Origin of the sequence: Rickettsia massiliae MTU5 (assembly GCF_000016625.1) — a bacterium.
In the GTDB taxonomy this organism is placed as follows: domain Bacteria; phylum Pseudomonadota; class Alphaproteobacteria; order Rickettsiales; family Rickettsiaceae; genus Rickettsia; species Rickettsia rickettsii.
The window spans coordinates 109629-136489 of the sequence record NC_009900.1 but is presented as its reverse complement, the minus strand read 5'-3'; the positions used below and the strand labels follow the sequence as shown (position 1 = coordinate 136489).

Genomic DNA, 26861 nt, shown 5'->3' with positions numbered 1-26861 from the left:
ATTCCCGCGTAGGCGGGAATGACATAAAACTCAAATATTATACGAATTTGCTCCGTAGTAAAATTTATTAGGACATTGGTTAGTTCTTGACATTTTATTTAAATATAGCTCTATGAATCTCGGTTCTTTAAAACATATAATATAAGCTACCAAATGCAAAGCAGCTGCAATGAATAAAATCATAATGCCGTTATTCCAAATAAATACTATCATCGTCATTATCATATTTAATGCAGCAAACTTAATACTTACTCCAAATATCATAGGCGGTCTAGTTAACCCTACAAATAAAAGATCGGATGCTAATGTTCCTACCATACAAAACCTCTATTAATTTATATTAATATCAAACATAGTTGACAATATTGAATTCGGTGCTTCACTATTCACAAAATGTACGTAACCGTTATTATTTTCAAGGGCATTAACTGCTATCTTAATTAATGCTTCTTCAATGAAATTATTACTATCATCTAACATTGATTTCAATAAGTTAATATCTCGTATTTTTATATTATACGGAAACGTCTCGGATACCTGTAATATCTCATATGGCAATATTAAATGTTCTGCACTTAATGCAGAAGCAATTGTTGCTACCGTTAAGTTAACATTTAATAAATGCGTTTTCTCCTGATCGTCGCTCGCAAACGGTGCTATCACGGGTATAATATTATTATCTGCAAAATTTAATAAAATTTCTGGATTAATCATAATAGGCTCGCTTAAAAAGCCAATATTTATAACACCATGATTTACAATTTTTCGGTGAGATAGTTTTGATTTTTTTGCTTGCAGTAAATTAGCATCCTTACCTGAAATACCAACTGCATAACAACCTATACTACTTAACTTTGTTACTATAAGCTTGTTAACGTAACTGGATAAAATTTCCATAATAATAGGATTATTTAGAGAACTATAGTCGCTTATTTTACTAATTTTTTGACTAAAATTTTCATCTATTTGTGATATTAAAGACGAACTTCGTAAATCAATATGATCATGTACTATATATATTTTAGCACCACACATCTCAAGCGATCTAACAGATTCAATAAAAGCCGTAAATAATTTATCGTCAATAATAATAGTAGCAGGTAATTTTAGAACTATTGCTTGATTCTTCAACTCACTACTACACTTTATTATATTCTTAATTATAGCAATGTTATTTAATGAAGAAATACTATCTACCTCTTTATTTTTGAGGTTTGATCCATTTTGCCAAACTAGCTTTAAGTTCTCTTGCACCTTCTTTACTCCTACTACTTACATACATAACATTACATGAGTAGTTTAAAGTTGCAAGAAAATTCTGTGCTTCATCGTTAAGGTTTTTATGATCCGTAACTTTATCGGATTTTGTGAAAATAATTTGAAATTCTCTTTTATTTGCCAGTAATAGATCAGCTACTTTCTTATCATTTTCTTTTATACCCCTTCTTGAATCAATCAATAAGTTAACTAACCTTAAATTATAACTATTTCGTAAATAATAACTAATTAACACTCCCCACTGCTCTTTGACTGATATAGGAACATTAGCAAAACCATAACCGGGAAGGTCAACTATAATAAGTTTATCTGCAAGGTTAAAGAAATTGATTTGCCTAGTACGCCCTGGAGTATTAGAAACTTTAGCAAGATTTTTATTATTACATATCGTGTTTATTAGGCTTGATTTGCCGACATTTGACTTACCGACAAAAGCAATTTCCGGTAATGAAAAATTGAGGATTTGATTTATATTCATAGCACCGGCTACAAATTTAGCTTGATGACGAAAAAGCTTACTGCCATCAGTTGATTTTGTAGGCACTATTTTCTGAGTAGTCATAATTTACTTTCTAACCATGCAACAACACTGAGTTAGGAATGGCATCAGCAGACTTCAATAACGCTATAAGTGAGCTAGCATGACATTAAAAAATATGGTAGCGGGGGCTGGATTTGAACCAACGACCTTCAGGTTATGAGCCTGACGAGCTACCGAGCTGCTCCACCCCGCAATAATTGAGAATTGACGATTTATCTGTGTTATATTTTGACTTAGTCCAATACTACGTGAATATTGTTAATATCATTCTTGCATAGATACCGAGTAGTCGTAGACTGCACGGCAATTCAGAAAAAATAATAAAAAAATTCTATAAATCAGAATTGTTTACTGGAGTGCTTCGTCAATTGCTATGCAATTTCCTCGCAATGACGATTTGTTATCCACAAACAAAGCCTAGCTAGCTTCTTTCTTACTACCGCAAAAAAGACCTGAGAATCTTTTATTGAAATCACTAACACTTTTGTTCGATTGATTTACTACATTTCCGGACTCTTTATTCCATGCCGGATGCTTTCTAAAATCAACATCCATTAAAATTTCACCTGTAGGATGAGTAGACATTGTTTCAAAAACATCGCTTCCTACTTTAATCAAAAACTTTTTATATTCTGGATGTATACCGCTTTTCATAATGATTTTGCTGTTTTAGTCTGAATTATTTTTTTCTTAATAGCTCTAGCGTTACTTGATAAAACATTATCATCGGCTTTTAGAATATATGCATCAAAACCCCCGGCTTTTTCCACTGAACTAATACATCTAGCATTAACCGATAATCTATATTCCCCGGCTGTTATATCACTTGTAAACTTAACCGATCTTAGATTAGGTTCAAAACGTCTTCTAGTTTTACGCTGAGAATGTGATACATTGTTACCGTATAAAACACCCACACCTGTGAGTTCGCACTTACGAGACATAAGTTAAATACCTTAAAACTTATAAAATATACTTCAAGTAAATGAAGAGTCATATACAAAGATCAACTTCAGAAAGAGCTAAGAGTTCACAAGCCAAGGAACGGAGAGTATACTTAATACGTGAACACCGCAGATCTTGTAGAACGACGTAGCCAATTTTTGAAATTCATCGAGTATATACAGTATATAAAGCAATACTCCCCTAGTGTCAAGAGATAATTATTTTGTAGCTAAGTATTAGCTAATGCTTGATTTTGATTAAATAACAGAGTTTTATATAAAAATATAAATTAATTAAACTATTATAAATCTATGCTTATTAATGGGAAGCCAGTTCAAGGTAATATCACCGGACTAATTAAAAAATTAGGAAGTTGCCTTCAAGTTTTCCTGAATATATTAGTAATCCTACTCCAAAACCATTAAGTACAAAGGAGCAAATTGATCATAATCAAGCAGCTTTTTTGTATAATGAAGGATTAAAATTATATAACAAAGGCAATCATCTTGTTGCTCTTAAACAACTACAACAAGCTGAACAAATTGCTATAGGTCAAACTGACATTAATTTTCTTTCCTATATTAATACTATGATAGGACGTAGCTATCAACAACTGGGAATGTTTGATAATGCTATTCAAAAATTTCAAGATAGCCTAGAGAATTCTTTTGAAGCAAAGCAATATTATAATGTAGAAAATTCATACAAAGAATTAGTAACTGCACATCAACAACAAGGAACATTAGATAAATTTATTAAAAAGCAAGAAGCACTTTTAATAAAAAGCCAAGCTAAATAATGACCAAGCTAAAGAATTAATGGCAAGATTAGCTTTAGGAGCTCTTATAAAACTCAAAACCGTAAAGAAAATTTAATAGCGCAGTATGCAGCATATGCTTACTCGTTACAGCAAGGTATAGTTGATTATGAAGCTGTTCGTGTGGAACAGCATAAAGTTGGTTTTTCTGATAAAAAAAAGATAGGCACTGATAACCTTCAACAATGCGTTGCTGTAATTTTACATGATCCATTAACTAAAAAAACTGCATTAGCCCATGTTAACAGATTTACTGATGCTAGTTCTTTAACACATGATGTAATAAGCAACTTTCCTCCTAATACTAAATTAGAAGCTTATTTAGTAGGAGGGCGTGATAGATCTGCAGTATCAATTGCGGTATCAGATGGGTAATATTCGTAAAGTAACACAAGAATTAAATAACCACTCTAACGTAAATATAAAATCTGCAGATATAGAAGACAAGGGAGCTCCATCAGGAATGATATTTGATCCAATAACAGGTAACTGTTCCGGGTAGAGAGGATAAAACAACCGCTGCTAGACAAGTACATTTAAGTATAGGAAGTAATACTCCTGCACTTTATAAAGCTTTTGATTTAACTAAAAATAAAAATATACCTAATCGCTCTTTAAATGAAATCCAACAAAAACATATTATTCAGCAATATTTATTAGGATCTAATCAAAATCCTAATTCTATGGACACATGGCAATCTAATCAAATATCAAGACCACTTACTAAAGTAGCAGCGGAAATTCAAAAAACTAATCCAAAATTAGTAAAAAATGTAGTAACTAAAAATATTAGTAATCGAGTTCACGAATTGAATCTAAATGATCAAGAACAAACAAAAATTGTAAATAATTTAATAGCTAAAACTGATTATTTATTATCTAACAATTTAAATCCGGATTTTTAGTAGTAATAAAACAAAAAATGAACCAAAATTAAACTTAATAAGTGATAAGATATTAAAAAAATATAAGTACTAAGACAAAAATAGCTGCACCTAGCTATACGCTTCCCAATAAAAATATTGCTTTACACCAAAATAATCAACAAAGCAAATAAACTATGCAAATTGAAATTAACGCACAAGAATATAAAATTTATGATATAAATGATGATTTAGTAATTTATACTAAAGATTTAAATGAAGAGATTGCCTGTAGTTTCTTTTCCGTAACGCGAGTTTCGTATTAATACACTCGTAACCTAGTGATTATCAGCTATACAACACCTTTATTAATACGAAACTCGCGTTTTCTGTAAAATTAAATAAAATAGCATTAGCTAGAAATATTAATTCACAACAGTTAGAGCAATTAATTACTGACTTTAATCAGAATTAATTGATAGAACAAGATTTAATAAAAGTACGAATAATTGGAGGTAATGATTTGCCTGAATCATCTAAATACTTGGAAGATATTCGTACTACTTTAAATGGTATTGATAATAATAATATGATTAATATAATAGGTTTAGATGCATGTAAAAATATACATCCCAATTCTTTTGAATGAGATTGCTATCACGGGGGGGTTAGAGCTTTAGATTAATTGTAGAATATTAAATTGATACTATTAGAAGAGAAAATAGCTGAGATGTGGGGCGTAACTAATAGCAATATTTATCTTTATGGTCCATTTAGTGAAGAAATAAAGATAGGTACGATGTATTTATACGTGAAATAGGCACAAGCCAAGCCTAACATAGTACCGATAACGATTATACGAAATTGTGCAGGACTAAAAATTAAAATAACTATTCCAAGAATAATTACTATTTTTATTATATCATCTGTCGTATAAGAGCTAGAATTTATAGCATAAACATTTAGATTTATACCTAGAAATATTATTATACATAATAAGTTCTTAAACATTTTATACCTCTATAGGCCCAGTAGTTAATCCATTTATAAATTGTTTTAAATAAGGATTATCACTATTACGCATTTCATCTTTACTACCGTACCATTTAATTTTTCCTTGATAAATCATAGCTACTTCTTTAGCTATTTTTGCGGCACTAATCATATCATGAGTTATAGTAATCGTAGTTGCCCCTAACTCTTCTTGGATTTTTATAATTAATTCGTTGATAACATTTGCCATGATAGGATCAAGCCCTGTGGTCGGTTCATCAAGAAATAAAATCGACGGTGTACTACAAATAGCCCTAGCAAGGGCTACTCTTTTTTGCATTCCTCCCGATAATTCGGCAGGGTAAAGCTCGAGTATCCTAGGGGATAAACCAACGGAATTAAGCTTTGCACCGGCAAGGTCGTTTTTTTCTTTCTTAGATAATTTTTTAGTCTCGAAAGTAATATTATCACGTATATTTAAGGAGTCAAATAATGCTCCGCCTTGGAATAAAAAACCTATACCGTCCATAATCTCAAATTTTTGTTTACTTGAGATATCTTGGATTTCTACATTATCAATAAAAATTTTACCTTTATCAGGTTTAATCAATCCTACTATATTTTTAATTAGAACCGATTTGCCGCTACCGGAACCACCTAAAATCACTAATGAACTGCCCTTTTTTACATCCAAATCTATTCCGTTTAACACCTTATGATTAGCAAATGATTTATATAATGACCGAATTTTAATTTTAAATTCTTCTACACTCATGCATACTCCAAATAAACAAAAAAAACTGTATACTCGTTTAATTTGAAAAATTGGTTTTGTTGTTTTATATTTTTTGCTCCTCACGTACGTTTATGTACGCTGCGGTTAAAAAATATAAAACGCCTAGCTCTTTTCCAAATTAAACGAGTATACCTATACTTTAAAAAATAATTCGGTTATTAAATAATTACTGATTAAGATAAGGATAGAAGAATTCACTACTGCCGAGGTAGTTGCTCTGCCAACTCCCTTAGCCCCTTTACCTGAATAATAGCCGCTATAGCAACTTATTATAGAAATAATAAACCCAAAAACTCCCGCTTTAACAAGACCGGAAATTACGTCAATCGGTTCTAAATACTGAAAAGTACTGGTTAAATAAGCTGCACTATTAAAATCAAGTTTATATACCCCTACCAAATAACCGCCCATAACACCAATTATATCCCCGATTAAAACAAGACAAGGCATTGTAATAATAGCTGTTATTACTCTTGGAAAAACTAAATATTTAATAGGATCGGTAGATAAAGTATATAAAGCATCTACCTGCTCCGTTACTCTCATTGTGGCTATTTCGGCGGCGATTGATGCCCCAACTCTTCCCGCTACCATTAGTCCGGCTAAGACAGGTCCAAGCTCTCTAGTCAGCGACAATACTACTACCGTTGCAATAGAGCTTTCAGCTGAGAAACGGGAAAAACCGGTATAGCTCTGTAATGCAAGTACCGCCCCTGAGAAAAAAGTCGTCATCGCAACAACCGGAAGCGAGTGAAACCCGATCAATAATAATTGTCTGATGATTAAACTCAAATATAAAGGCGGTCTTATGATACTGCTAACGGCAGCAAAGCTAAATAGAGAAAAACTACCTACACTTTGTGCAAACTTTATAGTACGTTTACCAACCGAATTAGCTATATTTAATAACATTTGTATTTTTTCTATTTAATTTAAGTACGCTATGTCATTTCTGCGAAAGCAGGAATCTAGTAACCTCTAATGTCATCCCGCGACTTGATCGCGGGATTCAGTCTTTTTTAATTTTTTTATACCGTGGTCAAGCCACGGTATGACACAGATATCTACCCGATATACTTTCTTTTATACCTACTACCAAGGTTAGTTAATACCTCATACCCGATAGTACCTATAATACTCGCTATTTTATCGGGCGTGCAATAATTTCCGATAATTTCCGCTTCCTGCCCTAGAAAAATCTCGGACGGTGGTAGATCGGTAACATCGATATTTATTAAATCCATCGATACTCGCCCTACTATAGGAACGCCACGACTGTTAATAAATACTTCGCCTTGATTGCTAAAATTACGACTAAACCCATCGGCATAACCAAGCGGTAACGTTGCAATGACACTATCACGCTTAGTTGTAAAAGTCATATTATAACCAATATGGCTATCTAGTGTCAAATTCTGTAAGTGAATTATAGGAGCTTTTAAGGTTACAGGATTCTTTGTTAAGGGATTAAGACCGTATAAGGCTGCCCCCGATCTTGCTAAATCAAAATGGTAATCCTGTCCTAAAAATATGCCGCCGGAATTAGCAAGGCTTGCTTTGACGTTTGGGAAATATTGTAAATAAGCTTTAAATCTGTTTAATTGTTCTAGATTATAAGGATTATCTATTTCCTCGGATATAGCTAGATGGCTTATAATATATTGTAAATCTAGCCCTTTTAACAAATCACGATCATTAATTAGCTGCTCTATCTCATCAGAGCTTAAGCCAAGACGATTAATCCCCGTATTGAAATGTAAATAACAAGGCAATAATCGGTTTTTCAAATTACTAAATTTTTGCCAAATTTCTATTTGTTTTAAGTTATTTAGGACAGGTGTTAAATTATATTCTATCAGCTCTAAAGCATCATGTTCAAAAACGCCGTTAAGAACTAAAATATTAACATCTAATCCTAAAGCGTTGCGTAAATTCACTCCTTCTTCACTTGAGGCCACAAAAAAATGCCTACAATTTTCTTCTATTAAAGCTTTAGAAATCTGTACTGCTCCAAGACCGTAACCGTTAGCTTTAACGGCAGCACCGACTAATGAGGTTTTGCAAATATCTTGTAATAAAAGGTAATTATTTTTTATTGTAGATAGATTTATTTCTACAGTACACAAGCTCATAGTATATTTATTAACTCTTTTACGATGATAGGCAATACGGGTAGTATTATATAAAATTTTGTAGATAAGTCACTTGTTTCTATAGTATCCGTGATAAAAATATTGTCTAATAGACCTCTTGCATAACTTGCTTCTAAAGGTAATTTGTACGTCAATCCAGTACTCGCATCCTCACGTACTAAAGTGTACGCTGCGGTGCTGTGTTCCGTGTTTCCTACAAATTCCTCTTTATTAGCTTCGTTCTCCAAGAGGTCTATTATCGAATTTTTAGAACCGGCAGAAAGCACTGCATGAGTTATAAAAGCACTAACCGATAAAGCCGAATGTTCTTTTAAAAATCTCGCTGCTTTTACGATTGTTTCTCCACTATCTATAATATCATCAATTAATATGCAATTTTTGCCCTCTACACTACCTGTTATTGATATCATCTCACAATTATTATTTATATCCCTTTCTTTGTTTATATAAGCTGAATCTATATTTAGTAAATTACTAATTTTTTGAACTCGATTGATACTTCCTTTATCAGGTGCAACTATAACGAAATTGCTATAAGTTCTTAAAAACGGGATATATAAATTTATAGGTTCAAGATTAGAAACAGGAATATTAAAAAATTTCTCTATCTTATCGGAGTGTAAATCAATAGTAATTACATGGTTTACTCCGAGCTTCTCTAAAAAATCTGCTATTAACTTAGCAGGAATTATATTTTGAGAATTTATATTATCTTGCCTTGCATAACCAAAATAAGGCATTACTAAAATTATTCGATTTGCTCCCGCTTTTTTTGCTGCATCTACTAGCAAAAACAGCTCAATTAAGCGCTCATTAACGGGTTTTGATGTGGATTGTACTATGATTATATCTTCATTATGAAACGATTTTTGAATTTCTACTTTTATTTCGGAATCATTGAAATAGGTAATTTTCGGCTCAATATATTTAATATTTAATGCTATAGCTAAACGCGTTGCGAGTAACTTATTACTACTGCCTGCTAAGATTTTCATGTGAGTGATTTATGTTGTTTAACGCTATTAGCGAGCGGGCTTTGTTGCGTGGATATCTAATCGTCATTGCGAGCAGTCGTAGACTGCGTGGCAATCTCATGCAATAATAACAAACTCCTGAGATTGCTTCGTCAATTGCTATGCAATTTCCTCGCAATGACGATTTAAGATGACAGTGAAATAAGCTTAAGAACGACTGTCTAATTTTTGTATTAGTGCTTCAAAGCCTTGATTTTTTAAAGTATCGGTAAACTCGTCTTGTTGAGCTCCAATAAGACTTACACCTTCCGTAATTATATCAGAAACTTTAAAAACGTCTTTTCCGTTTCCTTTCATTTCACGTACAAGATATTCTACTTTAATAGGGTCTTGCTCTTTATTACTAATGATATTCATAGCAACCATAAAATCGGTCGAGCTTAAAGGACGAACTCCTACTATTTTAGGCTGTTCGCCTTTATAATCTTTTATTAAATCAGTATAAGATTTAGTAACATATTTAGAGTAAACTTTGATGAATTCCTGAACCTGCCCACCTGATAAAGTTTTTATCCCATTTCTGCCTAATGTATATTTAGCCATCCAATCAAAATCTAGGTTCTGAGAAATTAACTCACGTGCTTGAGCAATTTTTACTCGCTCAGATAACTTACTATCGTTTAATATACTAGAAGCTTCATTTACTAAATTAGTAACATAACTGTTCAAACCGGCAGGCACTTTTTCATTAGAATAAGCGGAAAACGTCATAACTAATAAAAATAAACCTGTAATAATTTTTTGCATATAATCCTCTTTAATTTCATTAATTCTTAGGTTTAGGACATTTAAAATTTTCAGGATATTGAACCGATGCTTCACGAGCACGATGTAATGCTGATCTAATAGCCACATAAGGATCGGTAGAATTCTTCATCACATAATCACTAAACGGTAATACAACATATCGATCGTTTATTGTACTAACTGCTAGTACTCCTAAGTCAAAATCATTATGAGTGTAGTACATTAATGGATTAAGAGCATAATTAGTAATTACCAAATCCGTCATATCTCTTGCGTTAGTACTGCCGATTATCGGCAATACTAAATAAGGACCTGGGGCAACTCCATAATGTGCGAGGGTACTACCGAAAGTTTGACGATTAGACGGCAAACCTACTTTACCTGCCACGTCAAATAAACCGCCTATGCCAAGCGTCGTGTTAATGAGAAACCGCCAAACGCTTTTCATAGTTTTATCGTAATTTAACTGAAGCCCGTAATTTACCGCCGTAAGCAGTGTATCGACATTACTGACGAAACTATTAACGCGCGCTTTTACGTAATCATTCGTGATGTTCTTATAACCTATCGCTAAAGGACGCAATATTATATAATCTAACACAGAATTAAATACAAACACTTTACGGTTAAATTTTTCGTATGGATCATAAACCTCCAAGCAACCGTTTTTATTTCTTCCACCATTATAGTTATATATGTCATTATCAACATATTCAAGATCAGCTCTTATCGATAATGAACATAAAATAATGGATAATATAATTAATATTTTCATTGATTTATGCTGTTTTCTTACAAACAATAATACTATATTTATTGTTTTCCGCTAGTATTATTTCTTCCGAAGTTAATATAGTAAAATTATTTTTTTGTAAAAAATTATTTATTTCATTCAAGTTAAAAATGAATTCTTTGCGTGTTACTGAAAATTGTGTCTTCGTCGCATTCGGTAAATAAAGGGCAAAATACCCTTGTTTATTAAGAGATGAGTATATTAAATTAAAATATTCTATTAAATTGTTAGTAAACGATAATCCGCAAAAACTAAAAATAATATCAAATTTATTAGAGTTTTGTTTTAAAAATTCATCGATAGCAATATTATATATTTGATCGTAAATTTTAGTGTTCGGGTAATATGTTTCTTGTAACTCATTCATTAAAGCAGAAACTTCTACACCGGTTAAAGTAAAACTTTCCGGAAAACGTTTTTGTATTTCATAACCTACAAGCCCTATATTACTTCCAAGTTCCAAAATAGAGTAATTATCCGGTAAATCAGATATCTGCTTAAGTGCTTCATTAACAAACCTATACGGAAGATGGATATTTTTATCGTTATTAAAAATAGTAGGATAATATTGTGCAGTTAAATCACGATATTTTCCACAAATTTCTTGAGGTATTTCAGTAATATCCTTATAATTTTTCAAAAAATTTATAAATATAGGTTTATATTTTTCATTAGATTTTTCTAAATATTCTATAGCTTGCCTGTAATTATTTTTTAAAAAATAAACCCATCCGAGTTGATAATATACTTTAGAATCATTAGGATTAAAAAATTTATCGACTAGTTTAAACCTAAGTAATGCATCATTTAAATTACCTCTATATAAATGATCGAGTCCAAGTTGATAATTAGTTTCGGCTAAATGAGAGAATTTATATTTACAATCACTTATATAATTTTTAAATTCTAAAATTTTATTCTTAATAAAATTCGGTATATTTATTATAGTTAAGCAATAATGTTTGATTTTGTCTTTTATTTTACCGAGCATAGTTTAATTACTAAATTAATATTACTTACTATATAATAAAGCATATCTTGATAAATTTTTAAATAAAATAATAATTTTACTTGTAAATTAATGGAATTGAAGCTAGGATGTACATGTTATATGTACATCAGTAGGTAGCTCATGCACTCAATTAGCGGCACTTCATTTAGAAAAAACTTAAGCTCTGTACTAAATACCGTAGAAAACGATCATGTCCCTTATCTTATTAAAAGAAAGAATCATAAGAATATTATTCTTTTAACCGAAGAAGAATATGAATCTACAAAAGAAACATTATATTTATTATCTAATCCGGCTAATGCGAATCGAATAAAAAAATCTATCGAACAAGCAAAAAGAGGAGAGTTTGCTAAAGTTAATTTAGATGATTGAGATTGAGTGGACACTAGAAGCAGCGGAGGATTTAGCGTATTGGAAAAAATACGATATTAAAAAATATGAACGTATTAAACTTCTAATAAAAAATATCCAAGAAGTACCGTTTACAGGTATAGGTAAGCCCGAATCTTTAAAAGATATATTATCAGATTTATGGTCACGTAGAATTAACCACGAACATAGACTAATATATTCTGTCAATACTAAACAAATTATAATATATAATTGTAGATTTCATTATAAAAATTAATATTTATTTCTTGAAATTACCGATTTTACTATAGTTTTCATTTAATACGGACTCAAATTATGTCAATTATTTCTACGAGGCTAAGTTCTATAAAACCGTCGCCGACCCTTGCAGTCGTTAAAAAAACTCTTGAACTTAAAAAAGCGGGAGTTGATATTATCACACTCGGTGCCGGTGAGCCTGATTTTGATACGCCTGACAATATTAAGGAAGCGGCGATTAAAGCGATTAAAGACGGCTTTACTAAATATACTAACGTTGAGGGTATGCCTCTTTTAAAGCAAGCAATAAAAGACAAATTCAAACGTGAAAATAATATAGATTACGAACTTGATGAAATAATAGTAAGCACCGGCGGTAAGCAAGTGATATATAATTTGTTTATGGCATCTTTAGACCAAGGGGATGAGGTAATTATTCCAGCACCCTATTGGGTTTCATATCCTGATATGGTTGCACTTAGCACAGGAACACCTGTTTTTGTAAATTGCGGAATTGAAAATAACTTTAAATTAAGTGCAGAAGCTTTAGAACGTTCAATTACGGATAAAACTAAGTGGCTTATTATTAACTCACCTAGTAATCCAACAGGTGCAAGCTATAATTTTGAAGAACTAGAAAATATTGCTAAAGTTTTAAGAAAATATTCACATGTAAACGTAATGTCCGATGATATTTACGAGCATATTACTTTTGATGATTTTAAATTTTATACATTAGCCCAAATAGCACCTGATTTAAAAAAGAGAATATTTACCGTAAACGGAATATCTAAAGCTTATTCTATGACGGGTTGGCGTATAGGCTACGGTGCAGGTTCTAAAGCTTTGATTAAAGCAATGACTATTATTCAGTCGCAAAGTACTTCAAACCCTTGTTCAATAAGTCAAATGGCTGCTATTGAAGCATTAAACGGTCCTCAAGATTATATAAAGCCTAATGCTTTAAATTGTCAAAAAAAGCGTGATCTTGCTTTATCAATTTTGAAAAGAGTAAAATATTTTGAGTGCTATAAGCCGGAAGGGGCGTTTTACTTATTTGTTAAATGCGATAAAATATTTGGGCATAAAACTAAATCAGGAAAAATTATTGCAAATAGTAATGATTTTGCCGAATATTTACTTGAAGAAGCAAAAGTTGCCGTAGTACCCGGTATCGCTTTCGGCTTAGAGGGATATTTTAGAATCTCTTATGCTACTTCTATGAAAGAGCTAGAAGAAGCTTGTATTAGAATTGAGAGAACAATCGATGTCACTCCTTCTTAAGGCTTTGCATGGATACCAAATCGTCATTGCGAGCAGCCATAGGCTGCGTGACAATCTCGTCAAATATCCTGAGATTGCTTCGTCACTTACTTCGTAATTTCCTCGCAATGACGGAAAAGTTAAAAAGCCACCTAAACCAACAAAAAAATAATGCGGAAAGTTTTTAAAAAATTTTTAAAAAATAATAAATACGTACTTAGTATAATTACTATTTTACTATATTGGTATTTGCGTTTTGTTTACTTTACTTCAAAGCAGAAATTTATATTTTACGATAACGGCAATAAGGAAAAATTCCTAAACGAACAAGGGGTAATCTTTGCATTTTGGCATAATATGCTTGCCTTAAGTCCGGCTATGTTTATAGGACATAGAAATATCTATGCTTTAATATCACCGCATTTAGACGGAAAAATTTTAAACGATCTAGTAGGAAAATTCGGTTGCAGAGTGATAGTAGGTTCTACTAATAAAAATCCAATTGGAGCTTTACGTAATATTATAGGTAAGTTATCTCAAGGTGCAAATATAATAGTCACGCCGGACGGTCCTAAAGGACCGGTATATAAAGTAAATAGCGGCATTACCGAAATAGCCTATAGATATAACACAAAACTTATTCCTATAGTCAGCTCCACTTCTAGATGTTTCAGATTAAAAAGTTGGGATAAATTAATAATACCCCTACCGTTTGGTACCATTAAAATCATAGTTGGCTCGCCTTTAGAACTCACAAATGATAAAATACAAAACCATATAAGCCTTGAAAAACAATTAGCAAGCTTAACAGAGAGTTTAAAGAAACGATGTTATTATATTATGCTTTAAGCTTTATATTATTACCTATTTATTTTATCATAATTCTTATACGTTTATTAATAGGTAAAGAAGATATAAGACGCATTCAAGAGCGTTTTGCTATTGGCAAACACAGACAAGACGATTCATTAGACTTCGTGCAAACGTCCGCTAATAAAGAGGAATTTAAAGGAGACACTTCACTGCGAACCACAGCTTACACACTAGTACGTGAGGATGAAGGGTTAGGATCGACGTATAAATTACCTTTAGAAGCAAGTTATGCACGAAGGCTGATATGGATTCATGCAGCAAGCGTTGGCGAGTCTATGGCAGCTTTAACATTAATACATAATATAAGTAAACGCTACCCTGACGTTCGTTTTCTAGTAACTTCTTGGACTAACAGCTCCGCTAAAATATTAACTGCCAAATTACCTAAAATAGCAGTTCACCAATTTTTACCGATAGATAATATTATTTTTACTCGAAAATTTTTAAGAAATTGGCAACCTGACTTAGGCATTTTTATAGAATCGGAATTATGGCCGTGTACTATTAATGAGGGAGCAAAGCAGTGTAAATTACTACTAGTTAATGCTCGTATTTCCGATAAATCGTTTAAAGCTTGGCTAAAAAGAAAAAGCTTTTTTCAGCTTATTCTCAAAAATTTCAGTAAAATTATCGTGCAAAGCGAGCGTGACTTACAAAAATTCAATGAACTTGGCGTATCAGATGCAGTGAATTTAGGCAATATTAAATTTGCCAACGAAAAACTTCCGGTCAATCAAGAAGAGTTATCAAAATTAAGCTTACATTTAGACAATAGGCGAGTCGTGCTATTTGCCAGCACTCACCCCGAAGATGAAGAGGTGATTTTGCCTATAATCAAAAACCTAAAAGAGCAGTTTTTAGACTGCTATATTATCTTAATTCCAAGACATCCTGAGCGAGTTAAATCAATTATCGATAATTGTAAGTCACATAATTTATCCGCTACCGCTAAGTCGCAAAATGATTTACCTGTTTTAAGCGATGATCTTTATATAGTTGATAGGTTCGGCGAAATGGGACTATTTTTTTCTGTAGCTACAATTTCTTTTATCGGCGGTTCTTTTAAACAAGGCGGGCATAATATTTTAGAAGCGGCATATTTCTCTAATTGTATTATATTCGGTCCCGATATGAGCAAAAACACCGCTATCGCTAAAGGCGTACTGCAAAATGAAGCAGCTATCCACATCAAAAACGGTGAAGATTTACTAACCAAACTAACATATCTACTCAGGTCTAATAATTCTCTAGAACTTAAAGCTTACCGCGGAAATGCTTTAAAATTTGTTAAGGACAACCAAACAGTCCTAGATGAATATTTAAAAGTAATTACGAAGTTTCTTTGATAGAATTTAACTAAAAACTCTTATTCTCCTAAAAGCTCTATAATAAATTCAGGATCTACGTGACTGATTTCTATACTTCCGTTATTTTCTAGTATTTTCTTATTCAAATACCTATAAAATACCCACTACTTTTATAGGCAAAGAACATAATTCACCTTTATAAACGGTTAAGGCCGGATACCATTGGTTATGAAAAATTATAGGTGGGTTTGGCAACGATAACTTATTTAATTTTCCGTCTCTACCGTAATGTATCTTTAAAAAAGCAGGATCTGCTTTAAGCATGTTTGCCCCATCAGAATATTTTAAAATTAGCAAAATATCAAAAGTTTCTCCCGTATCTTCTGTAGTATCAGGGACAATCATGCTTCTAAATTCTTTAATCTTAACTATCCGCTTGTTATTTAATCTTAATGTTAAGGAAGCTTCAATTGTCTCTTCCAACGCAATACTGCACTTATAACCGTTTTCGGTTTTAAATTCTTTTTGAACAACTTTATGCTTAGTAGGTTCAGAAAATATAAATTTTTCCTTACCGTTGCTGTTAAAATCACTTCCTGGACTGACGACTTCTATTGTACAGGTTATCACTTTATAAGCGTTTGAAAGGGTTTTAGCTCCAATCTTTGCACTACCTACCAGTTTTTTTCCGTATATTTTAGTCTTTTCTCTTTTAGAGGTAGAGGAGTATTAGGGGGAGTTTGCTCTAAAGGATCTACAAGATTAGTTGGCATCGACTGAGTGGGAGTACTTGTATTACCTCGAGACGAAGGATGCTTTGTTATATAAGTTATTTTACTTTGGGCATCAGTACCGAGTACTACTATTTGTCCACTTCCTATCTTATAGGCGTTTTCTATAATTTTACTTCCTGTTACGGTAACTTTTACTGCCCCTTCTATTGCTTTATAACATGCATAACCGGCACATACTATAATAACCCCAAGCAATTCGGCATCATTATCACTATAATTCTCCTACGATGCTCTGCGGCAGTATAAATTTGTGCAGCATATTCCTCTTTTGTCCTTGACATAAAATGCTCTTCATTTAAACTAATAATAATTATTATTGTAAGATTTTCTATTATTAAGTCAATATAAATCTTTTATTATAATATTATAAAGTAAAAAACCGAAAATTATTTATTAATAGATAGTTGATTGTAGTTAGAGAGATATTATAAATACGAGTTTAGAATAAGCACTTATCCTAAATTCGCCTTTGTTTGCTTTGAAAAGGTGTGAGTGAGCATTCACGAGTGTTTTACTGTCACCTAGTTCAATTGACCACGGGAAGGTATTGTTGCGTGGATAAAAAAACGCATTCGGTGTCATACCGTGGTTTGACCACGGTATTCATAAAAATAACTAGTATTAGTTGTTTTTATATTTTTACTGGATCCCGCGATCAAGTCGCGGGATGACAGGATGGAATTGTGTCTGCACAACAACGCATGCTCGCAATGACGATTTGGTATCTACGCGGAAATGACATTGAAGCTATGAAACAAGCCCATTAACCTTGCGTAATGGCAGCTACTTCATCGGCAAAGTTTTTTTCTCCGTGTTCTATACCTTCACCAAGTTCGTATCTAATAAATTTGGCGATTTTAATTGCTGCACCGAGTTCTTTTTCAGCATTTTTAATTACTTCCGCAACGGTAAGTTTAGGCTCAAATAAGAAATTTTGCTGAAGCAATACAACTTCCGAGAAGAATTTACGTATTCTACCTTCTACCATTTTTTCTATAATATTATCAGGCTTTCCTTCTTCTTTAGATTTCTCAAAAAATACTTTTCTCTCACGCTCTACGAGTGCTTGATCCAAGCCTGAATCATCTATACTTTGCGGGTTATTTCCTGCTACATGAACAGCAATTTGTTTAGCTAACGCTTCTAGTTTTGCTTTATCTTTTGCGTTAGACGCAAGACCTACTAATACGGAAATTTTTCCTAAATTCGGTACAACTTCATTATGCACGTACGAACCGATTGCTCCTTCAGATATCTCTAATATATCCATACGACGTAATGTTAAATTTTCACCGATTGTAGCGATATTTTCTATAATTTCTTCTTCAACTGATTTACCGCTTTGCATTTTAAATGTTTTTAGCGTGTCTATAGTTTTTGCAATTACTGCAAGATTTGCAATATCCTTAACTAGAGCCTGAAACTGCTCATTTCTAGCAACAAAATCCGTTTCGGAATTTACTTCAATTACCACTCCGGTAAGCCCATCAACTTTTGCAGCCGTTAAACCTTCAGAAGCAATGCGTCCGGCTTTCTTTGCAGCAACAGCTAAACCTTTCTTACGAAGAAAATCAATAGCTTCTTCAAAATTACCGCTGGTTTCTATTAATGCTTTTTTGCAGTCCATCATACCTGCACCGGTTTTTTCTCTTAATTCTTTAACCGCTGCAGCACTTATATTTATTTCACTCATACCTTACTTTCTCCTGAATTATTATATTTGGCTTGGGTTGTGGCTCGAAGAACGACCTCGGTGTCACCCCGTGGCTTGTTCCTGGGGTCCATAAAAACAATTTAAAATACTAATATTAGTATTTTAAGCTGGATCCCGCGATCAAGTCGCGGGATGACAATGGGAAAGCCGATCCATGCAACAACACTTATGCATTATCAGAATTTTTATTTTCATCGGCATCATTTAATGCTTGCTCAAATTCTGTATTTGTCTCTTCATCAATATTTTTCGTTTTAGAGAATTTTTTAGCTTGTTTTAATTTAGAAACATTTTTAGAAGTTAACGCCTTATCTGTATGCTCTTGCATAGCACCCATATCAACTCCTGAAGCTTTCATTGATTCTTCAAGTCCTTGTAATGCCGCATCTGCAAATAAACTACAATAAAGTCTTATTGATCTTATAGAATCATCATTACCCGGAATCGGATAATCTACATTATCAGGATTAGAATTAGTATCAACTACTGCAACTATAGGAACATTAAGCTTTACCGCTTCATTAATTGCGATATGCTCTTTATTAGTGTCAATAACTACTAGAAGATCAGGTTTAGAATTAAGATTTCTAATACCGGCAAGAGATAGAAGTAATTTATCTTTCTTACGGCTCATATCGAGTATCTCTTTCTTAGTATAACCCATAAGGGCTTCTTCGTTTTCTAAGGTTTTGTCTAACTTATTTAGCTTTTCTATTGAACCCGCAATAGTTTTCCAGTTAGTTAGCATACCACCAAGCCATCTATGATTTACGTAATACTGTCCGCATTTTTCGGCATATTCCGCTATAATATCGCTTGCCTGTATTTTAGTACTTACAAATAATATCTTACCGTCTTTCTTTACGGTTTCATATATTGCATTCAAAGCAACACTCATTAAAGCGACACTTTGTCTTAAATCGATTATATGAACATCATCACGTTCACCATATATATAAGATGCCATTTTAGGATTCCAGCGTGAGGTCTTGTGACCGAAATGCACGCCCGCATCTAATAATTCTTTAATGTTAACAGATGGTATTTTTGACATTTTTAAATTCTCCATTGTTAGTTTATACCTCCGTAAGATGTTCATTCTAATGAACTAACATATATCTTACGTGTGAATTTTTTGCTTAAGTTTTGGATAATCGTCATTGCGAGCAGCCGTAGGCTACGTGGCAATCTCATCAAATACCCTGAGATTGCTTCGTCAATTATTACATATATTTTCTCGCAATGACGACTTATAAGCCTATAAATTATATACGCATATTGCGTAATTTACAAGCTTTTATTCTTTGCGCCAAATAGTAGTACCGTCAGGTTGATCTTCTAGAATTATTTTTTCCTCTAATAACTGGTTACGAATTTGATCGGCTAATAACCAATTTTTTTGTTTTTTTGCTTCCAAACGCTTATTTACAAACTCATTTATATAGAGTTCATCCACACCGCTATTAAACCACTCGTGTGGAGTCTTATTCATTAAACCAATAAAATTAGCACAAGTAATAATAGCAGAGGCGTTAAGCTGCCTTTCTTCTTCAGTTTTAGAAATAAAAACACCTTTAGCGTAGTCATTAATTATTTTAACGGCAAGCGGCGTATTCATATCATCAAGTAAGCTTTGCATGAAATCATGAGGTAAATCTATTTTCTGCACATTAATATTTTCTATAGCTCTATACCAATAATCTAAAGTTTTCTTAGCATCTTCTATAGCTTTATCATTATAATCAAGAGGACGCCTATAGTGACTACTTAATAAAAATAACCTTACTACTTCTCCTTGAATTTGTTTATCCATTAAATCCCTTATGGTAATAAAATTACCAAGAGATTTACTCATTTTCTCACCGTTAACCGTTAGAAACCCATTATGTACCCAATATTTAGCATAGGTAGAACTTGGAAAAGCACATCTACTTTGAGCAATCTCATTGGTATGATGCGGAAAGATTAAATCTGCTCCGCCGCCGTGAATATCAAAATTCTCACCTAAATATTTGTAGCTCATGGCTGAACATTCAATATGCCATCCAGGGCGACCAAGTCCCCAGGGGCTTTCAAAATTCATATTTGCCGATTCATTTTGCTTTGCCGGTTTCCATAATACAAAATCTTGTGGATTTTTTTTGGTTTTACTATTTTCTACATGTACTCCCTCAAACATTTCTTCTAAACTTCGGTTAGATAATTCCGTATAATTTGGAGCTGATAAAACATCAAAATAAACATGATTATCAACAACATATGCGTGCTCTTTTGCTATTAAGCGTTCTATTATTGCGATCATTACATCAGTATGCTTTGTAGCTTTCGGCTCAATACTAGGTAGCATACAACCTAAATATGCCATATTTTTATGAAACTCTTTCGTAACTTTATCAGTCAACTCATCAATAGTAACACCAAGTAGTTCAGCTCTATCGATAATTTTATCGTCAACATTCGTAATGTTACGTACATATTTTACTGTCTTCTCACCGAATATTTTTATAACTATACGATAAAGTAAATCATATACTACTCCCGACCTACCATTGCCTATATGAGGATTATCATAAACAGTTGGTCCACATACATACATTTTTACGTTAGCTTGATCTTGAGGATTAAAAACCTCTTTAGTACGGCTCAGAGTGTTATATAAGTGAAATTGAATTTGCATATTTTATTTACCAAAAACTGAAGTACATTTCTTTCAAAAGTAGTATGTTAATACTACTTTTGAAAAAAGTTTAAAATTCGGAGTATACATTAGCATGTGATATATTAAACATATTTTGGCTAAACAATTCATTGGTTAACAAATATTAGTAATTAATAGTTTACATAAGTTAACAAATATTATATAACTCGCCTCGTTTATATTAAAAAAATAATAACTAATCGAGGTTTGAATGAATTTACAAAATTCCTACTCAAAAAAATATGTTTTAACTTTTTTCATGTCAATATGTTTGTTGACTAGTAGCTTTTTAAGTACAAGTGCTAGAGCGGCAAACTTTAAAGATTTAGTTAGTAAAACCCCGACATGGGAAAAGTACAATTCAACACAACAACAAAACATTTGGAAAAATTTGACTCCAAATGAAAAAATCAAAAAATGGCAAGAAGCAGATTTAGTTCCTAGTTTTACTCAAGCACAAGATGATCTAGGAATAAAGTATAAGGAAACAGATTTATCAAGTTTTGTAGATAATACTAGAAATAAAGCAAGACACGCAAGAGCTAAAATTTTATTATACATCGAAAGAGTAAAACAACAGGATTTTGATACAAAAAAACAAGAATATATTAATCAAGGTGTAGTTCCTACAGATATAGAAGCAGCAACAAATCTTGGAATAAGTTATGACCCTAGCAAAATAGACAATAATGTAGAAAACGATCAAAAGGTACGTCGTGCAGCAAAAGACAAAAAAGCGGTAATCGAGCTATATATCAGCTCAATAAACAGAGATATTAAATACAAACATTATGTTGATAATGATATTATCCCTGAAATGAAAGAAGTAAGGACTGCTCTTAACATGAATAAAGATGATGCAGAATCTTTTGTTGCTTCAATAAGAACTGAAATTATGGAAAACGCAAAGGGACAATATATAGCCGATAGCCATATTCCTACAGAAAAAGAGTTAAAAAATAGGTTTGGTATATCTCGTGATGATAATAGAGACGGCTATATTAAGTCAATAAGACTTAAAGTTATGGACAAAGAAAAGCCACAATATATAGCTGATAATAGTATTCCTACAGAAAAAGAGCTAGAGAAGAAATTTGGTGCTGATAAAGATGAGGCAACAAACTATATCGCATCAATAGCAACTCAGATGATGCTTGGTAAAAAATCGTACTATATAGATAATAATATTATCCCTAACGCTGACGAATTAATGAATGAATTTAAGATAGGGAAAATAAAAGCAAATTCTTATATAGACCAAATAAGAGCCGGAATAGACGCAAACCAGTTGCTAAACAACAATGATACTACTACTAAACAGTCTGCCGGACACTCTCAAAAAAAGAGCGGAAGCAAACACAATTGGTATATGTCAAATCAAGGTACACATAATACAGAAACATCTTCAGGGGTTTCAAGGACATCTTCAGGAATTTCCACGGGTAGAAAAGAGAAACAACCATATTTTTTTGATCCTATAAGTACTTTTAAAACTCACTTTAATCATAAAAAAAATAAGGGTAATTTAACGCAGTCTCAACACAATATAAATAGAATAATACAACAAGAAGAAAATATTGAAGCATTTAACAATCTTATTAAAACAAATCCTATAGCAGCATTAAATCTTGAAGTAGATAGTAGTTATACACAAGAAGCAGTAACGACTATCTTAAGTGATTTTAATGATGATACTATTCAAAGGGTATTATTTAGCAATGATACGGGACAATTAGATTTCAATACCAATATTGACGTTAAAAATAGACCTATTTTAAAAAAATTATTAGAAAATAGTTCTTCTGAAGAAAAAACTAAATTTACTGAAAGAATTCAAGACTATGCAACACGAAATATATCTAATAGTCAATTTAAAGAAAAGGCACGATTAGATCTTATCAAACTAGCAGCAAGTAAAGATAAGAGTTCAGTAGAAAACTTTTTAGCTCTGCAATTAGAGTTAAAAAACAAAATGCAGCCGTATATTGTAAAAAGCACCTATATTTTAACACCAGAAATAGTAAAAGCAATAAATATAGAACTAAAAAATAAAGGGCTAATAATAGATAGTTTAACTAAAGACGATATGATTAAACTAGTCAAAGCATTAAATAAACAAACATTAAATTCAGCAATTAAAGTAATATTATCTGATAGTAACATACTCAGCAATGAAACCAATAAAATTTTAGGGTTAGCAGTAGGTAATAATGCAAATAATTTAGAACAAACACAAAGCGGCATTCCGAATCCACCACCTCTACCGCTAAACGGGGGTATTCCAAATCCGCCTCCTCTACCACTAAATGGAAGCATGCCACCCCCACCACCTCCCTTAAATTCTCAAGACTTTAGTAGCAACTCTAACAATTTTGATTTAAATAAGTTACAAGCAGAATATCCTCACATACATTCATTATATATTCAGTTTACTCGCAATACTACTGTTCAACCGAAAGTACCACTTCAACCTACAACTGCTAGTGCAACCAGCACAGACAGAAGCACGCCAGAGACAGCTTATGCCAAATTATATGCAGCATATAGAACTGAGACAGGAGGTAAAAAAGCTGATGATTTACAAGATCAGCTTATAAAAAGACAAGCTGATCTTACAAATGTTATACGTCAAATATTAACAGAATCATACGCCAACCAAGGAGCTGACGCGAAAACTCTTATAAATTTATTTAGCATTTCAACCCCTGAAATCGCAGAAAAAGCTAAAGAAGCTTTTAACACCCTTGTTCAAGACCCATATATACAAGATATAACCGTAAATGGTAAGAAAACAACAACAAGCGAAGAGATAATTAAAAATCTTTTCAATGAAGACACTGATGATGCAGTAAAACGTATTTTATTATCGTCATGTAAAATATCTGAAGAATTAAAGAGACCTATTAAACTTGAATTCAATAAATCAGAATTGATTAGAGAGTTACAGAGCAAACAAAATCCGTTTGAACAATTAGAATTTGCCTATACTAATGCACAATACTTCGATCAAGATATATTTGGTAATAGAGTCGAAGAGTTAATTAACAACCCTCACATATTAACTATAGCACAACAAGCTACTTTTTTAATAACAGAAGATACACACTTAAGAAAAACAATTAATTCTGATCAAGCACAGGCTAAACTTGATGATTTAAGAACAGCTATTTTAAGCACAATAAAATTTGAAGAATTAATTAAAGCAAATTTACCTCAACATGAGTTTATTGCTATAGTAAAGGAAAAAGAACCCGAATTATTACAAGAGTTTTTAAACGCTACTACTATCAAACTAACAGGTAATAATAATTTAGATCAATTAAGATTAGCTTTGCCTTCATTTACAGGCATGAGCAATGAACAAGTAAGAATTCTTACTAGTAAATTAAATATGCCTATAATATTAAAAGCTCTTCACGAGTGCTCGCAAGAAAAAGCTAAAAAACACATCCATACCGGAAACATGCCACCACCGCCACCGCCACTGCCGCCTGATTCACAAGATTTGGAATTAGCTTATCTAACAAGATTAGGGATTACTAAATCCAATGCAAATACATCTACTTTTAAAACAACTCCAAAAATTTATAACTTTAGCTCTGATATAGCTGTAAGATATAAAGAATTTGCTTTATCAGGACAAAAAGCAGCAGGACATAAAGCAAAATACTCTGATGCCAATTTATTTAAAAAAGCTATAGCGGAATCAGTAGCATTTGAGCATTCAAAAAAATTACCTAAAGCTCATCAAAATAATAAGTATTTTGCAAAAATCCAAGAAGCAGTCGACACTATGCACTCTAGCTTTATAGGTCCTAGAACTGAAATAGGGCAAGAAGTACATAATATTTATACTTCTAAACTTTTGGAATTAGCAAAAGATAAAGAATTTATTAAATATGTTAAAGATGATATTATACTTAGCAAAAAATTAACGGAGGTGTTTACTTCCGCTGACTCTGATTTTATAGATCCTAGAACTGAAATAGAACAAAAAATACATAATATTTATACACAGCAATTGACAAAATATCCAGAAGAAGCGGTAAAAGAGGCGTTTACTTCCGCTGACTCTGATTTTATAGGTCCTAGAACTGAAATAGGACAAGAAGTACGTAATATTTATACTTCTCAACTTTTGGAATTAGCAAAAGATAAAGAATTGTTTCTATTTGTTACACAATTACTAGCAGAGTCTACTGCACTAGAACAAAAATATGGTAGTGATATTCAATCAGAAAATAGTAACAATGAAAAGAAAATAGGACGTTTAGATCTGAAAACATTACGATTATTCCAACAAAAAAACGAAGCCACAAATGACGAATCCTCAACAAAGGATGATACACAACCTGAAGATAACAATAAAAAGTCAGAGCAATCTGATTCCAAAACCGTTTTATCACCGAGATTATTGTGTTCTAACGATAGCAAAAATGATAAATCATCAGATGACAAAAAATCACTTCTAGCATTAAGATCTAGTGATGAAAACGATAAAGGGTATGAAACTGATGAAGAAGAATTAGAAGAAAGCAATAGCACCACTGACGAAGAATTAAAAAAAGATATAGTTTTAGAAAGCGAAGATGAAGCTCTCGATGTGTCATTCAAAACTGAAGCAATTACAGAACAAGATGAGGCGACACAGAGACAACAGGTATCTGATGACACTAGTAGGAAAGTAGCAATATTAGTTAAGGCGACTTCAACTCTTCACAAACCTGTTCACTATAATATTTTAAGTGATAGATTAAAGGTTGCTGCAATAGGGGCCGGTGATGAAGAAGCTAGTATAAACAGAGGGGTATGGATTAGCGGCTTATACGGCATCAACACACAAGAAACTTGGAAGAACATTCCAAAATATCAAAGTCGTACAACCGGCATAACTATCGGGACTGATGCTGAATTCATCAATAGTCATGATGTTATAGGAATAGCTTATAGCCGTTTGGAATCCCTAATTAAATATAATAAAAAACTAGGGAAAACAACAGTTAACGGTCATCTTTTAAGCATTTACGGTCTAAAAGAACTAATTAAAGGTTTCTCATTGCAGGCTATAACATCTTACGGTCATAATTATATTAAGAATAGATCTAAAAGCATTAATAATATAATTGGAAAATATCAAAACAATAATTTAAGTTTTCAAACTTTATTGAATTATAAATATCGTACAAAATACGATTTATATTTTATTCCTAATATCGGTTTTAAATATGATTATTCAAGAGCTAGCAACTATAAAGAGTATAATGTAGATATAGAAAATCTCATGATTCAAAAGAAATCAAATCAATCATTTGAAAGTAGCCTTGGCGGTAAAATAGTGTTTAAGCCTATAGTGACCACAAACAATATAGTATTAACACCAAGTTTGTATGGTAATATTGAGCATCACTTCAATAATAAAAATACAAAAGTTAATGCAAAAGCGACTTTTAAAGGACAAACATTACAAGAAAAAATTATTATACCAAAACAACCTAAGCTTGGATATAATATCGGTAGTAATATACTTATGAGTAGAAAAAATATAAATGTTTTACTTGAGTATAATTATTATACGCATAAAAAGTATCAAAGCCATCAAGGACTTATTAAACTAAAAGTCAATTTGTAAAT

Annotated in this window: 27 protein-coding genes, 1 tRNA gene and 2 pseudogenes; 11 read left to right on the top strand and 19 right to left on the bottom strand. The window is 32.2% G+C overall.

From position 1 onward, the window contains the following. Positions 1 to 30: 30 nt before the first annotated feature. The 6 genes from RMA_RS00800 to rpmB all read right to left on the bottom strand — a co-directional run bounded on the left by RMA_RS00800 (position 31) and on the right by rpmB (position 2763). A complete protein-coding gene (locus tag RMA_RS00800) occupies positions 31 to 318 on the bottom strand; it encodes a type IV secretion system protein VirB3 (protein WP_012152425.1) in 288 nt (95 codons plus the stop codon). A 12-nt stretch (positions 319 to 330) separates the two neighbouring features. After that, complete coding sequence (locus RMA_RS00795) at positions 331 to 1254, bottom strand: acetylglutamate kinase (RefSeq protein ID WP_012152424.1); 924 nt, start codon at positions 1252 to 1254, stop codon at positions 331 to 333. After that, positions 1202 to 1840: a ribosome biogenesis GTP-binding protein YihA/YsxC gene (yihA, locus tag RMA_RS00790; protein WP_041404486.1), complete on the bottom strand. Its 639-nt coding sequence runs from the start codon at positions 1838 to 1840 to the stop codon at positions 1202 to 1204. Before yihA ends, RMA_RS00795 begins: the two co-directional genes overlap by 53 nt. Positions 1841 to 1935: 95 nt before the next feature. Continuing rightward, positions 1936 to 2012, bottom strand: a tRNA-Met gene (locus RMA_RS00785). 224 nt (positions 2013 to 2236) lie between these two features. Continuing rightward, positions 2237 to 2473: a 50S ribosomal protein L31 gene (gene rpmE / locus RMA_RS00780; protein WP_014408193.1), complete on the bottom strand. Its 237-nt coding sequence runs from the start codon at positions 2471 to 2473 to the stop codon at positions 2237 to 2239. Then, a complete protein-coding gene (gene rpmB, locus RMA_RS00775; RefSeq protein WP_004996729.1) occupies positions 2470 to 2763 on the bottom strand; it encodes a 50S ribosomal protein L28 in 294 nt (97 codons plus the stop codon). The genes rpmE and rpmB overlap by 4 nt, the downstream gene beginning before the upstream one ends. 374 nt (positions 2764 to 3137) lie before the next feature. Here rpmB and RMA_RS10480 point away from each other — a divergent pair, with 374 nt between their 5' ends. From RMA_RS10480 to RMA_RS09740, 5 genes and pseudogenes are all read left to right on the top strand, one after another. Continuing rightward, complete coding sequence (locus tag RMA_RS10480; protein ID WP_238375503.1) at positions 3138 to 3563, top strand: tetratricopeptide repeat protein; 426 nt, start codon at positions 3138 to 3140, stop codon at positions 3561 to 3563. A 19-nt stretch (positions 3564 to 3582) separates the two neighbouring features. Further along, a pseudogene (locus tag RMA_RS00760) lies at positions 3583 to 4083 on the top strand (hypothetical protein). A 181-nt stretch (positions 4084 to 4264) separates the two neighbouring features. Then, positions 4265 to 4559, top strand: a pseudogene (locus RMA_RS00755) (hypothetical protein). Between the two features lie 82 nt (positions 4560 to 4641). Next, the gene (locus RMA_RS11620) at positions 4642 to 4770 is read left to right on the top strand and encodes a hypothetical protein (RefSeq protein ID WP_274377921.1); all 129 of its coding nucleotides are present in this window, start codon (positions 4642 to 4644) and stop codon (positions 4768 to 4770) included. Positions 4771 to 4919: 149 nt separating this feature from the next. Next, complete coding sequence (locus tag RMA_RS09740) at positions 4920 to 5093, top strand: hypothetical protein (protein ID WP_187145894.1); 174 nt, start codon at positions 4920 to 4922, stop codon at positions 5091 to 5093. Positions 5094 to 5206: 113 nt separating this feature from the next. On the opposite strand, the gene RMA_RS00745 is transcribed toward RMA_RS09740, so the two are convergent. From RMA_RS00745 to RMA_RS00710, 8 genes are all read right to left on the bottom strand, one after another. Continuing rightward, positions 5207 to 5455, bottom strand: coding sequence for a DUF5510 family protein (locus tag RMA_RS00745; protein ID WP_012152419.1), 249 nt, complete (start codon positions 5453 to 5455; stop codon positions 5207 to 5209). A gap of 1 nt (position 5456) precedes the next feature. Then, positions 5457 to 6212: an ABC transporter ATP-binding protein gene (locus tag RMA_RS00740; protein ID WP_014365174.1), complete on the bottom strand. Its 756-nt coding sequence runs from the start codon at positions 6210 to 6212 to the stop codon at positions 5457 to 5459. A gap of 153 nt (positions 6213 to 6365) precedes the next feature. Continuing rightward, positions 6366 to 7145 (bottom strand): MlaE family ABC transporter permease, encoded by a 780-nt coding sequence (locus RMA_RS00735; RefSeq protein WP_014408187.1) that lies wholly within the window; start codon positions 7143 to 7145, stop codon positions 6366 to 6368. A 152-nt stretch (positions 7146 to 7297) separates the two neighbouring features. After that, positions 7298 to 8365, bottom strand: a complete 1068-nt coding sequence (locus RMA_RS00730) for an alanine racemase (protein WP_014408186.1) — start codon at positions 8363 to 8365, stop codon at positions 7298 to 7300. Further along, positions 8362 to 9381, bottom strand: coding sequence for a ribose-phosphate diphosphokinase (prs, locus tag RMA_RS00725; RefSeq protein WP_041404483.1), 1020 nt, complete (start codon positions 9379 to 9381; stop codon positions 8362 to 8364). The genes RMA_RS00730 and prs overlap by 4 nt, the downstream gene beginning before the upstream one ends. A 186-nt stretch (positions 9382 to 9567) precedes the next feature. Then, positions 9568 to 10167 carry an ABC transporter substrate-binding protein gene (locus RMA_RS00720; RefSeq protein WP_041404482.1) on the bottom strand — a complete coding sequence of 200 codons (600 nt, stop codon included), beginning with the start codon at positions 10165 to 10167 and terminating at the stop codon, positions 9568 to 9570. 19 nt (positions 10168 to 10186) lie between these two features. Next, positions 10187 to 10942, bottom strand: coding sequence for a VacJ family lipoprotein (locus tag RMA_RS00715; RefSeq protein WP_041404936.1), 756 nt, complete (start codon positions 10940 to 10942; stop codon positions 10187 to 10189). Positions 10943 to 10946: 4 nt separating this feature from the next. After that, positions 10947 to 11951 (bottom strand): methyltransferase domain-containing protein, encoded by a 1005-nt coding sequence (locus RMA_RS00710; protein ID WP_012152412.1) that lies wholly within the window; start codon positions 11949 to 11951, stop codon positions 10947 to 10949. Positions 11952 to 12092: 141 nt separating this feature from the next. Between RMA_RS00710 and RMA_RS00705 the strand changes: the two genes are divergently transcribed. The 5 genes from RMA_RS00705 (at position 12093) to waaA (ending at position 16063) form a co-directional block, all read left to right on the top strand. After that, positions 12093 to 12344, top strand: coding sequence for a type II toxin-antitoxin system Phd/YefM family antitoxin (locus tag RMA_RS00705; protein ID WP_012152411.1), 252 nt, complete (start codon positions 12093 to 12095; stop codon positions 12342 to 12344). Beyond that, positions 12337 to 12600 carry a Txe/YoeB family addiction module toxin gene (locus RMA_RS00700; protein WP_012152410.1) on the top strand — a complete coding sequence of 88 codons (264 nt, stop codon included), beginning with the start codon at positions 12337 to 12339 and terminating at the stop codon, positions 12598 to 12600. The genes RMA_RS00705 and RMA_RS00700 overlap by 8 nt, the downstream gene beginning before the upstream one ends. 59 nt (positions 12601 to 12659) lie before the next feature. Continuing rightward, positions 12660 to 13865 carry a pyridoxal phosphate-dependent aminotransferase gene (locus RMA_RS00695; RefSeq protein WP_041404481.1) on the top strand — a complete coding sequence of 402 codons (1206 nt, stop codon included), beginning with the start codon at positions 12660 to 12662 and terminating at the stop codon, positions 13863 to 13865. A gap of 150 nt (positions 13866 to 14015) precedes the next feature. Further along, on the top strand, positions 14016 to 14693 hold the full coding sequence (locus RMA_RS00690) for a lysophospholipid acyltransferase family protein (protein ID WP_041404480.1): 678 nt from the start codon (positions 14016 to 14018) through the stop codon (positions 14691 to 14693). Further along, positions 14672 to 16063, top strand: a complete 1392-nt coding sequence (gene waaA / locus RMA_RS00685) for a lipid IV(A) 3-deoxy-D-manno-octulosonic acid transferase (protein WP_041404479.1) — start codon at positions 14672 to 14674, stop codon at positions 16061 to 16063. The genes RMA_RS00690 and waaA overlap by 22 nt, the downstream gene beginning before the upstream one ends. 111 nt (positions 16064 to 16174) lie before the next feature. Here the strand turns inward: waaA and RMA_RS09735 are convergent, their stop codons facing one another. From RMA_RS09735 to cysS, 5 genes are all read right to left on the bottom strand, one after another. Continuing rightward, positions 16175 to 16654 carry a hypothetical protein gene (locus RMA_RS09735; protein WP_238375502.1) on the bottom strand — a complete coding sequence of 160 codons (480 nt, stop codon included), beginning with the start codon at positions 16652 to 16654 and terminating at the stop codon, positions 16175 to 16177. Positions 16655 to 16698: 44 nt separating this feature from the next. Further along, the gene (locus tag RMA_RS00675; RefSeq protein WP_238375501.1) at positions 16699 to 17013 is read right to left on the bottom strand and encodes a hypothetical protein; all 315 of its coding nucleotides are present in this window, start codon (positions 17011 to 17013) and stop codon (positions 16699 to 16701) included. A gap of 568 nt (positions 17014 to 17581) precedes the next feature. Beyond that, on the bottom strand, positions 17582 to 18511 hold the full coding sequence (gene tsf / locus RMA_RS00670; protein WP_012152406.1) for a translation elongation factor Ts: 930 nt from the start codon (positions 18509 to 18511) through the stop codon (positions 17582 to 17584). Positions 18512 to 18698: 187 nt separating this feature from the next. Then, complete coding sequence (gene rpsB, locus RMA_RS00665) at positions 18699 to 19586, bottom strand: 30S ribosomal protein S2 (RefSeq protein WP_014365187.1); 888 nt, start codon at positions 19584 to 19586, stop codon at positions 18699 to 18701. Between the two features lie 243 nt (positions 19587 to 19829). Next, entirely contained in the window at positions 19830 to 21209 is a 1380-nt protein-coding gene (gene cysS / locus RMA_RS00660) for a cysteine--tRNA ligase (RefSeq protein WP_012152404.1), read from the bottom strand. 232 nt (positions 21210 to 21441) lie between these two features. Between cysS and RMA_RS00655 the strand changes: the two genes are divergently transcribed. Further along, positions 21442 to 26859 (top strand): autotransporter outer membrane beta-barrel domain-containing protein, encoded by a 5418-nt coding sequence (locus RMA_RS00655; protein WP_012152403.1) that lies wholly within the window; start codon positions 21442 to 21444, stop codon positions 26857 to 26859. The last annotated feature ends 2 nt before the right edge of the window (positions 26860 to 26861 follow it).

Bases quoted from the DNA above. Each gene is read 5' to 3' on its own strand.
- RMA_RS00800 (WP_012152425.1), bottom strand. From the start codon at position 318: ATGGTAGGAACATTAGCATCCGATCTTTTATTTGTAGGGTTAACTAGA.
- yihA (WP_041404486.1), bottom strand. From the start codon at position 1,840: ATGACTACTCAGAAAATAGTGCCTACAAAATCAACTGATGGCAGTAAG.
- rpmE (WP_014408193.1), bottom strand. From the start codon at position 2,473: ATGAAAAGCGGTATACATCCAGAATATAAAAAGTTTTTGATTAAAGTA.
- rpmB (WP_004996729.1), bottom strand. From the start codon at position 2,763: ATGTCTCGTAAGTGCGAACTCACAGGTGTGGGTGTTTTATACGGTAAC.
- RMA_RS11620 (WP_274377921.1), top strand. From the start codon at position 4,642: ATGCAAATTGAAATTAACGCACAAGAATATAAAATTTATGATATAAAT.
- RMA_RS00745 (WP_012152419.1), bottom strand. From the start codon at position 5,455: ATGTTTAAGAACTTATTATGTATAATAATATTTCTAGGTATAAATCTA.
- RMA_RS00740 (WP_014365174.1), bottom strand. From the start codon at position 6,212: ATGAGTGTAGAAGAATTTAAAATTAAAATTCGGTCATTATATAAATCA.
- RMA_RS00735 (WP_014408187.1), bottom strand. From the start codon at position 7,145: ATGTTATTAAATATAGCTAATTCGGTTGGTAAACGTACTATAAAGTTT.
- RMA_RS00730 (WP_014408186.1), bottom strand. From the start codon at position 8,365: ATGAGCTTGTGTACTGTAGAAATAAATCTATCTACAATAAAAAATAAT.
- prs (WP_041404483.1), bottom strand. From the start codon at position 9,381: ATGAAAATCTTAGCAGGCAGTAGTAATAAGTTACTCGCAACGCGTTTA.
- RMA_RS00720 (WP_041404482.1), bottom strand. From the start codon at position 10,167: ATGCAAAAAATTATTACAGGTTTATTTTTATTAGTTATGACGTTTTCC.
- RMA_RS00715 (WP_041404936.1), bottom strand. From the start codon at position 10,942: ATGAAAATATTAATTATATTATCCATTATTTTATGTTCATTATCGATA.
- RMA_RS00710 (WP_012152412.1), bottom strand. From the start codon at position 11,951: ATGCTCGGTAAAATAAAAGACAAAATCAAACATTATTGCTTAACTATA.
- RMA_RS00705 (WP_012152411.1), top strand. From the start codon at position 12,093: ATGCACTCAATTAGCGGCACTTCATTTAGAAAAAACTTAAGCTCTGTA.
- RMA_RS00700 (WP_012152410.1), top strand. From the start codon at position 12,337: ATGATTGAGATTGAGTGGACACTAGAAGCAGCGGAGGATTTAGCGTAT.
- RMA_RS00695 (WP_041404481.1), top strand. From the start codon at position 12,660: ATGTCAATTATTTCTACGAGGCTAAGTTCTATAAAACCGTCGCCGACC.
- RMA_RS00690 (WP_041404480.1), top strand. From the start codon at position 14,016: ATGCGGAAAGTTTTTAAAAAATTTTTAAAAAATAATAAATACGTACTT.
- waaA (WP_041404479.1), top strand. From the start codon at position 14,672: ATGTTATTATATTATGCTTTAAGCTTTATATTATTACCTATTTATTTT.
- tsf (WP_012152406.1), bottom strand. From the start codon at position 18,511: ATGAGTGAAATAAATATAAGTGCTGCAGCGGTTAAAGAATTAAGAGAA.
- rpsB (WP_014365187.1), bottom strand. From the start codon at position 19,586: ATGTCAAAAATACCATCTGTTAACATTAAAGAATTATTAGATGCGGGC.
- cysS (WP_012152404.1), bottom strand. From the start codon at position 21,209: ATGCAAATTCAATTTCACTTATATAACACTCTGAGCCGTACTAAAGAG.
- RMA_RS00655 (WP_012152403.1), top strand. From the start codon at position 21,442: ATGAATTTACAAAATTCCTACTCAAAAAAATATGTTTTAACTTTTTTC.